At 69.5% G+C, this 13,827-nt stretch carries 11 protein-coding genes; 8 read left to right on the top strand and 3 right to left on the bottom strand.

Features of this window, described 5'->3' with window-relative positions:
- Positions 1–42: 42 nt before the first annotated feature.
- Positions 43–360 (top strand): hypothetical protein, encoded by a 318-nt coding sequence (locus ACTIFJ_RS03020; RefSeq protein ID WP_439532607.1) that lies wholly within the window; start codon positions 43–45, stop codon positions 358–360.
- Here ACTIFJ_RS03020 and ACTIFJ_RS03015 read toward each other — a convergent pair.
- Entirely contained in the window at positions 345–2,657 is a 2,313-nt protein-coding gene (locus ACTIFJ_RS03015) for an ATP-dependent helicase (RefSeq protein ID WP_439532606.1), read from the bottom strand. The genes ACTIFJ_RS03020 and ACTIFJ_RS03015 overlap by 16 nt on opposite strands.
- 130 nt (positions 2,658–2,787) lie before the next feature.
- Here ACTIFJ_RS03015 and ACTIFJ_RS03010 point away from each other — a divergent pair, with 130 nt between their 5' ends.
- Positions 2,788–5,130, top strand: coding sequence for a putative bifunctional diguanylate cyclase/phosphodiesterase (locus tag ACTIFJ_RS03010; protein WP_439532605.1), 2,343 nt, complete (start codon positions 2,788–2,790; stop codon positions 5,128–5,130).
- A gap of 4 nt (positions 5,131–5,134) precedes the next feature.
- Here ACTIFJ_RS03010 and nudC read toward each other — a convergent pair whose 3' ends face one another.
- Both nudC and ACTIFJ_RS03000 read right to left on the bottom strand, forming a co-directional pair.
- Positions 5,135–6,049: an NAD(+) diphosphatase gene (nudC, locus tag ACTIFJ_RS03005; RefSeq protein ID WP_439532604.1), complete on the bottom strand. Its 915-nt coding sequence runs from the start codon at positions 6,047–6,049 to the stop codon at positions 5,135–5,137.
- On the bottom strand, positions 6,046–7,071 hold the full coding sequence (locus ACTIFJ_RS03000; protein WP_439532603.1) for an A/G-specific adenine glycosylase: 1,026 nt from the start codon (positions 7,069–7,071) through the stop codon (positions 6,046–6,048). The genes nudC and ACTIFJ_RS03000 overlap by 4 nt, the downstream gene beginning before the upstream one ends.
- Positions 7,072–7,115: 44 nt before the next feature.
- Here ACTIFJ_RS03000 and ACTIFJ_RS02995 point away from each other — a divergent pair, with 44 nt between their 5' ends.
- The 6 genes from ACTIFJ_RS02995 to ACTIFJ_RS02970 form a co-directional block, all read left to right on the top strand.
- Positions 7,116–7,637: a DUF721 domain-containing protein gene (locus ACTIFJ_RS02995; RefSeq protein ID WP_439532602.1), complete on the top strand. Its 522-nt coding sequence runs from the start codon at positions 7,116–7,118 to the stop codon at positions 7,635–7,637.
- A 79-nt stretch (positions 7,638–7,716) separates the two neighbouring features.
- Positions 7,717–8,499, top strand: coding sequence for a thioredoxin domain-containing protein (locus ACTIFJ_RS02990; protein WP_439532601.1), 783 nt, complete (start codon positions 7,717–7,719; stop codon positions 8,497–8,499).
- A 32-nt stretch (positions 8,500–8,531) separates the two neighbouring features.
- Positions 8,532–11,951, top strand: a complete 3,420-nt coding sequence (locus tag ACTIFJ_RS02985) for a chromosome segregation SMC family protein (protein WP_439532600.1) — start codon at positions 8,532–8,534, stop codon at positions 11,949–11,951.
- 71 nt (positions 11,952–12,022) lie between these two features.
- The gene (locus tag ACTIFJ_RS02980) at positions 12,023–12,625 is read left to right on the top strand and encodes a hypothetical protein (RefSeq protein ID WP_439532599.1); all 603 of its coding nucleotides are present in this window, start codon (positions 12,023–12,025) and stop codon (positions 12,623–12,625) included.
- Between the two features lie 332 nt (positions 12,626–12,957).
- Positions 12,958–13,125, top strand: coding sequence for an AtpZ/AtpI family protein (locus ACTIFJ_RS02975; protein WP_439532598.1), 168 nt, complete (start codon positions 12,958–12,960; stop codon positions 13,123–13,125).
- Position 13,126: 1 nt separating this feature from the next.
- Positions 13,127–13,827, top strand: a 701-nt coding sequence (locus tag ACTIFJ_RS02970; RefSeq protein WP_439532597.1) for a F0F1 ATP synthase subunit A, incomplete at its 3' end; no start/stop codon positions are given.

Here is a 13,827-nt window from a genome sequence, read left to right as displayed (position 1 = left end):
GCTATCGGAGGTAAGACTCCGTTAGGGTTTACGGAGCGTATCATGGCGGCTGCCCGCGAAGTCCTCGGCTATATCATGGGCGCGATTTTCGCCGCTGCTGCAATGGTGATGATGGGCCTGGCATGGCTGGGTCTTGACCATGTACTGGGCTGGGAATGGGCGGCCGGTGTGCTGGCCTTCAGCCTCGTCGTCCGCGTCAACTTCTTCCTGCTCGCTGGCATGTACCTGTTCGCCCACCGGGTCTGGGGCCTGCCACCAATGGAAGCGGCGATGCTGGTATTGCCGGGGCTGATGTATGTCGCGCCGTCGATCACCCTGCCACTGTTCGGCGCGATCAGCCGGCCCTATTCGACGACCTGATCGTCAATCACCTCGACAAAGCTGGCCATCACCCGCCGGGTCTCGCCGCTGTCGAAACTGATCTCCAGCTTGGCCTCCTCGGCCGAAATCACCGTGCCGTCCCCGAACTTCGCGTGCCGCACGCGCGCGCCTGCCGCAATCTGAGGCACCACCACGGCGCGCGCCTCCAGCATCGGTCCCCGCCCGCGCGCCGGACTCGTCGCCGTCGAGCGGACGGCACGGCCCCAGCCCGGCCCGCGTCCCTTGTCGCGGCCGGCATCGCGTGCCGCCCCCAGCACATCGGCAAACGGATCATGCGCGCCCAGCGCCGCGCGCCACAGGCTCGCCCCGCCGGACAGGGTGGAGCGCGTCTCGACATGCGCCTCCGGCAGTTCGTCAATGAACCGCGACGGGATCGACGCCGTCCATTGGCCGTAGATCCGCCGGTTGGCGGCGTGGAAGATGCTTGCCGTGCGCCGCGCCCGGGTGATGCCGACATAGGCCAGCCGCCGCTCTTCCTCCAGCGCGGCATTGCCGCCCTCGTCGAGCGCCCGCTGGTTGGGGAACAGCCCTTCCTCCCAGCCGGGCAGGAAGACATGGTCGAACTCCAGCCCCTTGGCGGCATGGAGCGTCATGATCGTCAGTTTCTCGGTCGCGTCCGACGCGTCATTGTCCATCACCAGGCTGACATGCTCGAGGAACGCCACCAGTGACGGATAATCCTCCATGGCGCGCGGCAGCTCGATCAGATTGTCGAGCCGGCCGGCCGCATCCGGCGACTTGTCGGCCTGCAGCATCGCCACATAGCCCGATTCTTCCAGCACGATCCGCGCCAGCTCGGGGTGCGGGGTATCGGCCGCCGCCTCGCGCCAGCGCGCCAGATCCTTGAGCAGCCCCTTTAGCCCGCGCCGCGCCGCCGGCGTCAGCGCGTCGGTCTCCACCAGTTCAGCCGCGGCCTCGGTCAACGGCCGGTCCATCTGACGAGCGAGATGGTGGAGGCTCGCCATCGCCTTGTCGCCGAGCCCGCGCCGCGGCGTGTTGATGATCCGCTCGAACGCCAGCCCGTCATTCGGCGAGGCGACGAGCCGAAGATAGGCCAGCGCGTCGCGGATTTCGGCGCGCTCGTAGAAGCGGAAGCCGCCGATGATCTTGTACGGCATGCCGATGGCGATGAACCGGTCCTCGAACTCGCGCGTCTGGTGCTGGGCGCGGACGAGGATGGCCATGTCGTTGAGGCTCGATCCGTCGCGCGCCAGCTGCTCGACCTTGTCGCCGATCTGCCGCGCCTCCTCCGGCCCGTCCCAGACGCCGAGCAGGTGCACCGGCTCGCCGCGCCTCTGGTCGGTATGCAGCGTCTTGCCGAGACGGCCGGTGTTGTGGGCGATCAGCCCGTTGGCCGCCGACAGGATATTCGGCTGCGAGCGATAGTTCTGCTCGAGCCGGATCATCCGGGCTCCCGGGAAATCCACTTCGAAGCGCAGGATGTTGGCAACCTCGGCGCCGCGCCAACTGTAGATCGACTGGTCGTCGTCGCCGACGCAGGCGATATTGTGACGGGTGCCGGCCAGCGCCTTCAGCCATTGATACTGGGCGATGTTGGTATCCTGATACTCGTCGACGAGGATATATTTGAACCGCCGCTGATAGTCAGCCAGCACATCGGGGTGCTGCTCGAAAATGGTCAGCATGTGCAGCAGCAGATCGCCGAAATCGGCGGCGTTGAGCGCCGCCAGCCGCTGCTGATAGCGCGCATAGAGCGCCGCGCCCTTGCCATCGGCATAGGCATGGCTTTCGCCGGGCGGCACCGCCGCCGGTATCTGGCCGCGGTTCTTCCAGCGGTCGATCAGATGGGCCAGCTGCTTGGCCGGCCAGCGCTTCTCGTCGATGCCGGCCTCGGCGATGGTCTGCTTCAGCAGCCGCAGCTGGTCGTCGGTATCGAGAATGGTGAACCCCGACTCCAGCCCGACCAGACCGGCGTGGCGGCGCAGCATCCGCGCGGCCATCGCATGGAAGGTGCCCAGCCAGGGCAGTCCCTCCTGGCCAAGCGGATGGTCGGCGCCGAGCAATATCCCCATCCGGTGCCGCATTTCACGCGCCGCCTTGTTGGTGAAGGTGACGGCCAGCACCTCGGACGGCCAGGCCCGTCGCGTCCACAGGATCTGCGCCAGCCGCGCCGTCAGCGCCCGGGTCTTGCCAGTGCCCGCGCCGGCGAGGATCAGCACCGGACCTTCGAGCGATGTCACCGCCTCGCGCTGCGGGGCGTTCAGGCCGGCCAGCCATGGCGGCTCGGCCTGGGAAGAGACGGGGGACGCAGACATGGGCGAACGATTAGAGAACATTTGCCGCAAAGCCAAGGCCGCCGATGCCGATCGCCGCCGGCTCGGCTTAAATTTGGCGCTCGTCGGCCGCTAAGAGCTTGAGATACCGCAAAGCGGTTGGGAGTGGCGCATGACGGCAATGTTTCGGCCGCCGATTCCGGCTGGTCAGCGACTGGGCTGGAAGCAGGTGCTCGGCTTCGACCAGGACGGCGCCGATCTCGATTTCTATTCGCGCGTCCGGGCTGCGCAGATCGCCTCGCTCAATCGCTATGTCCCGATGAACATCGGGCTGCTGCTGATCAACGTCCTGCTGCTGGTCACCTTGTTCGGCGATCATCCGCGCGCCGATTTCCTCGTGACATGGGTCACGGTACTCGCCGGACTTGGCGCGGTCTGGATGGTGCGTCGGCGGCGGCGCGTTCCGTTGCAGCGCGAGCCGGCGCCAGTCAGCCGGCGCCAGTTCTGGATGATCAATGCCGAGATCCTCTGCTTCGGCCTGCTCTGGGCGGTGATGTTGGCCGTGATGATGCCTCAGGCCAACGACGATGATCAGTTGCTGTTGATGGTGCTGTCGCTGGCCGCCATGGGCGGCGTGGGCTTCGCAACCGCCATCATGCCGGTCTGCGGCATCGGACTGTGCCTGATGATTGCGGGTGGACTGCTGCTCACGCTGCCGCCGGGGGCGACGATCGGCAGCCCGCCGGTGGTGGTAGCAATCGTCAGCTATGCCTTTGTCATCTGCCGGGGCGTCATGGTGACGAGCTTCGCCCTGATGTCGCGGCTGCGCACACAGGATGATCTGATCGAGCGCAACGCCATTGTCCGGCTGCTGCTCGACGAGTTCGAGGCCAATGGCTCGGATTGGCTGATCGAAGTCGATGCCTGTGGTCGGCTGCTGCACGCCTCGCCGCGCTTCGCCGAGATCGCCGGTCAGCCCTATGGCACGCTCATCGGTCAGCGCCTGTCGGACATTCTCGGCCCGGCCGACAGCAGCGAGGAGCGCGCCGCTCTGCGGGCACTCGCCAATGTCTTCCACAGCCGCCGGCCTTTTCGCGATCTGACGGTGCCGGCACATATCGGCGCGGAAACCCGCTGGTGGGCCATTTCCGGCACCCCGCGTTTCGAGCCGGACGGTCGCTTTGCCGGGTTTCGCGGCGTCGGCCGCGACGTCACAGAGGTGCGGCGCAGCCAGGTGCGGATCGCCCAGCTTGCCCGTTTTGATCCGCTGACCGGGCTGGCCAATCGCGCGCTGTTTCGCGAGGCCCTGGAAGAGGCGCTGGCCCGCGCCGCCTGCACCCGGCGCCCGTGCGGCGTGCTGTCGATCGATCTCGATCGGTTCAAGTTCGTCAACGACAGCCTGGGCCATGCCGCCGGCGACGGGCTATTGCGCGACGTCGCCGACCGGCTCCGGGAAACCATCGGCGGCGGCGGCACCATCGCCCGTCTCGGCGGCGACGAATTTGCCGTGCTGATCCCGGTGACTACCCCGCGCCGGGCAAATGCCCTCGCGTCGGCCATCGTGGCGGCGCTGGCCGCACCGATCCGGGCGGAAGGGCAGGCGCTTGTCTGCGGCGCCAGCGTCGGCTGGGCGCTGGGGCCGGAAGACGGCGCCACGCCCGACCGGCTGCTGAAAAGCGCCGACCTGGCGCTGCACGAGGTCAAGGCGAACGGCCGCGGCGCGGCGCGGCGGTTCGATGTCTCGATCCGCGAGCGGGCCGAGCATCGCACCCGTCTCGAGGCCGCGCTGGGCACGGCCATGGCGCGCGGCGAGTTCAGCCTCGCTTTCCAGCCGGTCGTCCAGGCGGCCGATGAGCGGATCGTCGGCTTCGAGGCGCTGCTCCGCTGGACGCATCCAACCCTCGGTCCGATCGCGCCGGATCAGTTCATCCCGGTGGCCGAGGAAACCGGCCATATCGTTCCTATCGGCCATTGGGTGATCGCCGAGGCGTGCCGCTGGGCGGCGCGCTGGCCGACTGCGATCACCATCGCGGTCAATCTTTCGCCGGCGCAGATCCATGATTCGCAACTGGTCGATGTCGTCCGCAGGGCGCTCGCCGACAACAGGCTGACGCCCGATCGACTGGAACTCGAGATCACCGAGCGGCTGTTCCTTGATGAAAAGCCCGATACCATCCTGCGGCTCGCCGAGCTGCACGCGCTGGGCATCGCCTTTGCGCTCGATGATTTCGGCACCGGCTATTCGGCGCTGGGCTATTTGCAGAAGGTCGCCTTCAGCCGCATCAAGATTGACCGCAGCTTCGTCTCGCGCGCCGGCCCCGGCTCGGAGGCCAGCGCCATCATCGAATCGATCGTCCGGCTGGCCGCCTCACTCGACATGACCACCACCGCCGAAGGCACCGAAACCCGCGCCGAGTTCGAGACCTGCCGGGCGCTCGGCTGCACCCAGATCCAGGGCTATCTGTTCGGCCGGCCGATGCCGCCCGAGGACGCAACCCGCCTCGTCGCCAAATAAAGCCTCAGCCCTTCGCCCAGCTCGCCAGCAGCGTATGGGCGATGGCCATCGGCGGCGGCGCCAGCCAGGCGCCCTCGCCGGCCAGCGCCGCACGCACCTCGTCCTTGCTCACCCAGCGCGCCTCCTCCAGCTCCTCGGTATCGAGCGCAATCTCATGGCCGAGCGCCTCGGCGAGGCAGGCGATCATCAGCGACGACGGGAACGGCCAGGGCTGGCTGGCGAGATAACGCACCCGGCCGGTGCGGATGCCCGCCTCCTCGAAGATCTCGCGCGCTACCGCCTCCTCCAGACTTTCCCCCGGTTCCACGAACCCGGCCAGCGCCGAGAACATTCGCGGCGGAAACCCCGGCTGCCGCCCGACCAGCGCATGATCGCCCTTGATCGCCAGCATGATCACCACCGGATCGGTGCGCGGGAAATGCTCGGCGCCGCAGGCCGGGCACTGGCGGCAATAGCCCGCCTTGGTCGGCGCCGTCGCCGCGCCGCAGACCGCGCAATGGCCATGCCGGGCATGCCAGTCGAGCAGCGACCGCGCCTGCGCCAGGATCGCCGCCTGGCCCGGCGGCATCAGCATCGCGGCGCTGCGGGCATCGATCACCCGCCCGCCGTGACGCGCCAGTAGCGGAATCGCGCTGGCACTGGCGGCAAAGCGCGGCGCGCCGTCACTGTCCAGCCCGAGAAACACCATCGGCGCCGCCTCGGGCAGGTCATCGGCGGTTGCCCAGAACAACCGGTCATCGTCCGTCACTACGGGCTTCAAACTGTCGAGCACCAGCCAGCGCGCGGTGGCGCTGGCCTGCATCTGCTGCACCTGCTCGGGATCGCGGCGGAGATGGTCGGCGCGGTCGAGCGGCGAGCCGGTGATGCCGGTTACCGGCGGTTCGAAGCCCCTGAAGAAGCTGTTAAAGATGTCGGTCATGGAGTCTCCGGCGCCAATTGGGCGCGCGCCAGCGTTATGGCCTTTTGGAACAATGTCGGGAAGCCGCCATCGGCCTGTTGGATCGCGATCCATTCGCCCGCGATATCAGGCTTTTGCGCCAGGCGGAGCGCGTGGACGCCGAGCACCAGGGTAAAATGGGTGAAGCCATGGGTGATCTGCCCGAGCAGCTGCCAGTCGCCCTCCACCGGCGGCCGCTCGCCGTCCGGCAGCCCGCGCATGCCGCCGAGCAGGCCGCGCGGCGGGCGGATGACGGTCAGCACCTCGCCGCCGCTCTCCAACCACCAGACCGCGCCGGATCGGGTCGGCCGGGGGCGCTTTTCGGCCTTTCTGGGGTAGGTTTCGGGCAGATTTCCGGCCGCTTTGCAGCCGCTTTCGAGCGGGCACTGGCCGCAGCGCGGCGCCCGCGGCGTGCAGATCCGCCGCGCCAGGTCCATCAGCGCTTGCGCAAAGTCTGCCGCCGCCAGCCCGTCCGGGGTCAGCTCTTCAAGCACCGCGGCGATCTCGCGGCGGGCGGCGGGCAGCGGCGTGTCGATCGCCGCCAGCCGGGTGATGACCCGTTCGACATTGCCGTCGATGATGATCGCTCGCGCGCCATGGGCGAAGGCGGCGACGGCGGCGGCAGTATAGGCGCCGATCCCCGGCAGCTGCCGGAGCGCCGCCTCGTCCGCCGGCAGCCTGCCGTCATGATCGGCGACGACGGCGCGGGCGCAGGCGAGCAGGTTGCGCGCCCGGGCATAATAGCCGAGCCCCGCCCAGGCCTCCATCACGTCATTGTCTGGCGCGGCGGCGAGCGCGGCGAAGCCCGGCCAGCGGGCGAGGAAGGCCTTATAATAGGGACCGACCGTTTCGGTCGTCGTCTGCTGGAGCATGATCTCGGCGAGCCAGACCCGATAGGGCCAATCCGGATCGGTCGGCAGCGGCGCGCCGGGCAGCCGCCGCCATGCCAGCGGCCGGGCATTGGCGCCATACCAGTCCAGAAGCGCGTCGGTGAGCATGGGCATCGGCCGATCGCTATGGCATGATGCCGGCGATGGCCAGAGACTCGATGACAGGGGACAAAACCGACACGCCGCGCCCGCGCCCCCGCGCGCTGGGGGCGCGGCGGGTGGCGGACGTGATGCCGCAGGTCGGCGGCATGGCGTTCAAGCGCTTCGGTTTTGCCCAGGGCGCGCTGGTCGAACGCTGGTCGGAGATCGTCGGCGTCGCTTATGCGCGGCACAGCCGGCCCGAGGGGCTGCGCTTCCGGCGCGGCGAGAAGTCCGGCGGCACGCTCGAGGTGGCGGTGACCGGCGCGCTGGCGCCGATGCTCAAGCATGTCGAGCCGCAGCTGATCGAGCGCGTCAACCGCGTGCTCGGGCATGGCGCGGTGGCGCAGGTGCGGCTGCGCCATGCCGATATCGACGACGAGCGCGGCCACGACCGGCCGCCGGCGCCCGGCGCCACTGCCGTGCTGTCCGATGAAACCCGCTCGACGCTGCGCGACATCGCCGACCCCGATCTGCGCGCCAGCCTCGAATCGCTGGCGCAGGCGCTGGCGACGACGCGCGGGCTGCCGATCGTCAGGTGATGGCGCTCTTGTTCGAGCGCCCTCCTATGCCGTATGCCTGATACTGTGTCCGGCGCGGTGCCGGTGAAATGACGAGGTCATGATGCGCGTTTTCGGGAACAGTTTCGGGCGGCTGATGCTGGTGGCGGGTGTGGCGTCGCTGGCCGCCGGCTGCGATGCGGCGGCGAACGACGATGCGGCGGCGGTGACGCCGGCGGCGGCCAAGTCGGCGAGCCCCGGTGCCAAGCCCGCCGGCAAGCCGGCCAGCAAGCCCTGGACCGAGGTCGTTTCGATGACACCCGAGGGCGGCATCCGCATGGGCAATCCCAATGCCCGGGTAAAGCTCGTCGAGTTCGCGTCGCTGACCTGCCCGCACTGCAAGGACTTCCACGAGGCGGCGAGCGCCACGATCAAGAGCAAATATGTCGCTTCGGGCGATGTCAGCTATGAATTCCGCAACTTCGTGCTCAACGGCCCGGACTATGCCGCCTCGCTGCTCGCCCGCTGCCAGGGGGCCGGGCCGTTCTTCGGCCTGCTCAATTCCTTCTTCACTGACCAGGCGAGCTGGGTCGAGCCGTTCACCAAGCTCTCCCCCGAGGAGCAGAAAAAGCTCCAGGCACTGCCGCAGGACCAGCAGATCATCGGCCTGGCCCAGGCCGGCAAGCTCGATGCCTATGTGCGGACGCGCGGCATCCCCAAGGCGCGCTTCGATGCCTGCCTGTCCGATCAGGCGGCGCTGAAGACGCTGGCCGACATGCGCACCCAGGCCACCGAAACGTACAAGCTGACCGGCACGCCGGGCTTCATCATCAACGGCAAGACCCAGGCCGACACCTATGACTGGAAGACGCTGGAGCCCAAGCTTCAGGCGGCGCTGAACTAGCGCCGGCGCAAGACCCGGGGGGGCAGGGCACATTGGAGTTCAGGCGGCTCAGACTGGCGGGGTTCAAATCCTTTGTCGAGCCGGCTGAACTGCGGATCGAACCCGGGCTGACCGGCGTCGTCGGCCCCAATGGCTGCGGCAAGTCCAACCTGCTCGAGGCCCTGCGCTGGGTGATGGGGGAGGGCAGCCCCAAGTCGATGCGCTCGGGCGGCATGGACGATGTGATCTTCGCCGGCACCGGCCAGCGGCCGCCGCGCAGCTTCGCCCAGGTTACGCTGGGGCTGGCGGGTGCTGCGGGCGAGGAGATCGAGGTATCGCGCCGGATCGAGCGCGGCGCCGGCTCCGACTATCGGATCAACGGGCGGGACAGCCGGGCCCAGGATGTGCGGCTGCTGTTCGCCGACAGTGCCACCGGCGCCCATTCGCCAGCGATCGTCGGCCAGGGCCGGATCAGCAGCATCATCGCCGCCAAGCCGGCCGAGCGCCGGGCGCTGCTGGAGGAAGCCGCCGGCATCGCCGGGCTGCATGTCCGCCGCCGCGAGGCCGAAATCCGGCTGCGCGCCGCCGAGGCCAATCTCTCCCGGCTCGATGACGTGGTGAAGGGGCTGGAGAGCCAGATCGGCGGGCTGAAGCGGCAGGCCCGCGTCGCCGAGCGCTACCGGGCGCTGTCCGACCAGATCAAGGCCGGCGAGGCGGCACTGACCTGGGCGCGATGGCTGGCGGCGCGCGAGGCGGCGCAGGCGGCGCAGGCGGCGGTGAAGACGGCCGAGGCGGTCGCCGACGAGCGCACCCGTGCCGCCGCCGCGCTGGCCGCCGACGCCGCTGACGCCACCGCCGCGCTGCCGGCGCTGCGCCAGGCCGAGGCCGAGGCGGCAGCGGCGGTGCAGGCGGTGCGGCAGGCACGCGCCCTGCTCGATGCCGAGGCGGCGTCGGCGCGGACCCGCGACCAGGCGCTGGCCGGCCAGCTCGCCACCATCGCCCGCGATGCCGCGCGCGAGGCGGGTCTGGCCGAAGATGCCGCCGCCGCCGAGGCGCGGCTGGTGCAGGAGGCCGACGCGCTCACCGCCGCCCGCGCGGCGGCCGAGGCGGCGCTGCCGGCACTCAAGCAGGCGGCGGCCGAAGCTTCAGCGGAAGCCGCAATCGCCGAGGCTGCCTTGGCCGCCGCGCTCGATGCCCATGCCGCCGCCGCCGCCGAGGCGCGGTCGCGTGCCGAAGCGGCACGCGCGGCAGCGGCGCGGCTGGCGCGGCTGGAGGCCGAGCAGCGCGATCTGGAAGCCCGCCGCACCCGGCTGGCAGTGCCGCCGGAAACGGCGGCGCTGGCCGAAGCGGTGACAGCGACGCAGGCCGGGCTGGCCGAGGCCGAAACGGCGCTGGCCGAGGCCGAGGCGGCGCGCCCGGAGGCCGATGCGGCGCGCGAACAGGCATCGGCGGCGCAGGCGGCAGCGCGGGCGACGCTGGCCGGGCTCAAGGCAGAGGCCGAGGCGCTGGGCCGGCGGCTGGCGGCCGACCAGGCCAAGGGTCCGCGCATCGCCGAGATGATCGAGACCGACGCCGGCTATGAACAAGCATTGGCCGCCGCCCTTGGCGACGAGCTCGAAGCCGGGCCGGCGGCGAGCAACGCCCCCCGGCGCTGGGCGGGGTCAGCGGGGGCAGGGGACCCGGCGCTGCCCGAGGGTGCCGCGCCCTTGGCCGCCCATGTCCGCGCCCCTGCCGAACTGGCGCGCCGGCTGGTGCAGATCGGTGTCGTTGCGGCGGCCGATGGCGAGGCGCTGGCCGTGCATCTCGCGCCCGGCCAGCGACTAGTCAGCCTCGAAGGCCGGCTTTGGCGGTGGGATGGCTACCGCGAGGCCGGCGGCCGCGCCGAGGCCGCGGCGGCACGGTTGCGCGCCCGGCGCCGTGCCGGCGAAGTCGCTGCTGAAGCCGCCCGGGCCGAGGCGACGCTCAACGAGGCAAGTGCGGCGCTGGCCGGCGCGGTCGAAGCCGCCGGCAAGGCCCAGGCTGCCGAGCGCGCGGCCCGCGCCGGTCGGGAGCAGGTGGCGCGGGCGCTGGCCGATGCCCGTGCCCGGCTGGCAGCGGCCGAACAGGCAGCGGCCCGGCTGGCCGGCGAGGCGGCGAGCCTCGGCACCGCCGCCGAGCGGCTGGCGGCCGAGCGAGAACGTCTCTCCGCCGAGGTCGCCGAGGCCGAGGCGGCGCTGCCCGGCGAGGCGGCGCTGGCCGATCTCTCCGAATTGCTCGCGCGGGCGCGCGCGGCAGCAACGGCGGCGCGCACCGCCGCCGCCGATGCCCAGGCTACCTCAGCGGCGCGCCAGCGGGACAGCGAGGCGGCGAGCACGCGGCTGGCGGCAATCGGCCAGGAACGCCAGCGCTGGCTGGCCCGGCTGGCGGCGAGCAGCGGCCAGGCTGAGGAGCTGGCGGCACGGCGCGGCGCCGTCGAGGCCGAACGCACGGCATTGGCGGCGCGCGGCGCAGCGATCGTCACCGAAATTGCCGGCCTCGCCAGCCGGGTGTCGGACCTTGAGACGGTACGCACCGCCGCTGCCGATGCCCTGGCCGCCGCCGATGCCGAAGCCGCGCGGCTGGCGGCAGCAGCGCGCGCCGCCGATGCGGCGGTGGCCGAAGCCCGCGAACGCCGCGCCACCACCCGCGCCGAAGCCGAGCACCAGGCGGCGGCGCAGGCCGAAGTCGAGCGCGGCTGCGGCGAGCGCTTCGGCTGCTCGCCGCCGATGCTGCCCGGCCGGTTCGGCTTTGCGCCGGACAGCGTGGCGGCCGCTGACGTGCCGGCGCTGGCCGAAAGCCACGAGGCGCTGCTGGCCGAGCGCGAGCGGCTGGGACCGGTCAACCTGCGCGCCGACATCGAGCTGCAGGAACTGACCGTCCAGGCCGAGACCGTTGTCAGCGAGAAGGCCGAGCTGGAAACCGCCATCGCCCGGCTGCGCGGCTCGATCGGCAGCCTCAACCGCGAGGGCCGGGCCCGGCTGGCGGCCGCATTCGAGGCGGTCAACGGCCATTTCCAGACCTTGTTCACCGATCTTTTCGGCGGCGGCGAGGCGCGGCTGGCGTTGATCGACGCTGAGGATCCGCTCGAGGCGGGGCTGGAAATCATGGCCCAACCGCCCGGCAAGAAGCTGCAGTCTTTGACGCTATTGTCCGGCGGCGAGCAGGCGCTGACCGCCACGGCGCTGATCTTCGCGCTGTTCCTCGCCAATCCGTCGCCGATCTGCGTGCTCGACGAGGTCGACGCGCCGCTCGACGACGCCAATGTCGAGCGATTCTGCGACCTGCTCGACCGGATGGCAGCGGCAACGGCGACGCGCTTTCTGATCGTCACCCATAATGCGGTGTCGATGAGCCGGATGCACCGGCTTTACGGCGTGACGATGGGCGAGCCGGGCGTCTCGCAGCTGGTCAGCGTCGACCTGCAGGCCGCCGAACGATTGCTGGCCGTCGCCTGAATTACTGCGAAGGGGTTCACACCCTGTTCAATCGATTAATGCGAATCTCTGTAACAAGAACGGAGATTGCCATGTTCAACAAGAAAATACTTGCAGTGGGTGCCTTGGTGATTGCTTCAATGGGCCTTGGCGCCTGTGCTGATCAATATGCTTATGGTCGCGCACCCGGTTATGATCGCGGCTATGCCGGTTACGATCAATACTGGGGCGACCCTTATGGATGGCGTAATGTCCCGGTTGGTTATTCGGGATCGGGCTTTGGTTGGTATGATAATTACTATTATCCCGGCAGCGGTGCTTATGTCTATGATCGCCGCGGCAACCGCAGCGCCTGGAACCAGCGCCAGCGTGGCTACTGGCAGCCGCGGATCGTCCAGCGGCCGCCGATTGTCGGCCGCGCCATCGGCGGTTCGATCGCCCGCCAGGGGCTGCCGCCGGGCCAGGTCCGCCAGCAGCAGCGGGTGGTCCGCCAGCAGGGTCAGGTCATCCGCCAGCAGCAGCGTGTGGTGCGCCAACAGAACCAGGTCCAGCGCCAGGAGCGCCGGGTCGAGCGCCAGGCCCAGCGTCCTGATTTTCAGCGTCCCCAGTCCCAGCGTCCCCAGTCGGGCTGGCAGGGCCAGCGCGGCGGTCGTCCGGATGGCGGCCAGCGCGGCGGGCGTGACCGGCGCAACTGAGGCGCATCCACCTCGCTTTTCACACATCAGCATGGCGCGCGGGAGACCGCGCGCCATGTTGCGTTGCACGCTGCAAGGTTGACACGCATCAAGGCGGCGGATAGACGCGCGCCGATAGCCGGAAGGGCCTGCCTTGCAGGAACCCGACGGCGTTGATGCAGTGTCGGTGGTGTTCCGGCGGCGCGGTATCCGAGAGTGTCTGACAGGGGTTCCCCCGCTTGGCCGATGACAGCAAGCCAGATGATGCGCTTTCAAGGCGTATTGCGGCAGCGAGAGCGGCTGAACGCGGGCGTCGTGACGGATCGAAACGTGCCGAAAGCGCGGGATGGTCGGTGGCGACGGAATTTGTCGGGGCGATGCTCGCCGGTGGTTTCATCGGCTGGTTTATCGACCGCCAGTTCGGGTCCGGCCCCTGGGGACTGATCGTGATGCTGCTGCTGGGGTTCGCCACGGGGCTGCGAAGCGTCCTGCGCAAGCAGTCGCAGGAGGACGAGGAGTAACATGGCCAATCCCATGCAGCAGTTCGAGATCGAGCGGATCGGTCCGGAAATCCTTGTTGCGGGCCAGGATCTGTCGTTCAACAATTCGGCGCTGTGGATGCTGATCTCGCTGCTGGCGATCTCGGCCTTCCTGTTCATCGGCACGGCGAAGCCGCAGCTGATCCCCGGCCGGGCCCAGGCGGCGGTCGAATATCTTTATGACTTTATCCGAGACATGTTGCGCGAGAATGTCGGCCGCGAGGGCCTGAAGTATGCGCCGCTGATCTTTGCGCTGTTCGTGTTCGTGCTGTCCTGCAATTTGCTCGGCCTGGTGCCGTTCGTCCACAGCTTCACGCCGACCAGCCATATCGCCGTCACCTTCGGGCTGGCGATCATCGTCTTCGCGCTGGTGCTGATCGTCGGCTTTGCCAAGCATGGCCTGCATTTCTTCACGCTGTTCCTGCCCGAGGGTACGCCGCTGTTCGTGCTGCCGCTGGTGGCGGTGATCGAGTTCCTGTCGTTCCTGTCGCGTCCGTTCACGCTGGCCATCCGGCTTTTCGCCAACATGACCGCCGGCCACGTCCTGCTGAAGGTGTTCGGCGGCTTCGTCGTGGCGCTCGGCTCGTTCGAGGCGCTGCCCTATGTGTTCGGGCTGGTGCCGCTGACCGTCAATGTCGCGCTCACCGCACTGGAACTGCTGATTGCGGTGGTGCAGGCCTATGT

The sequence above is a fragment of the Polymorphobacter sp. genome (genome assembly GCF_051860865.1).
In the GTDB taxonomy this organism is placed as follows: domain Bacteria; phylum Pseudomonadota; class Alphaproteobacteria; order Sphingomonadales; family Sphingomonadaceae; genus Sandarakinorhabdus.
Note: the sequence above shows the minus strand (reverse complement) of the source record. Positions and strands in the feature narration are given on the sequence as shown.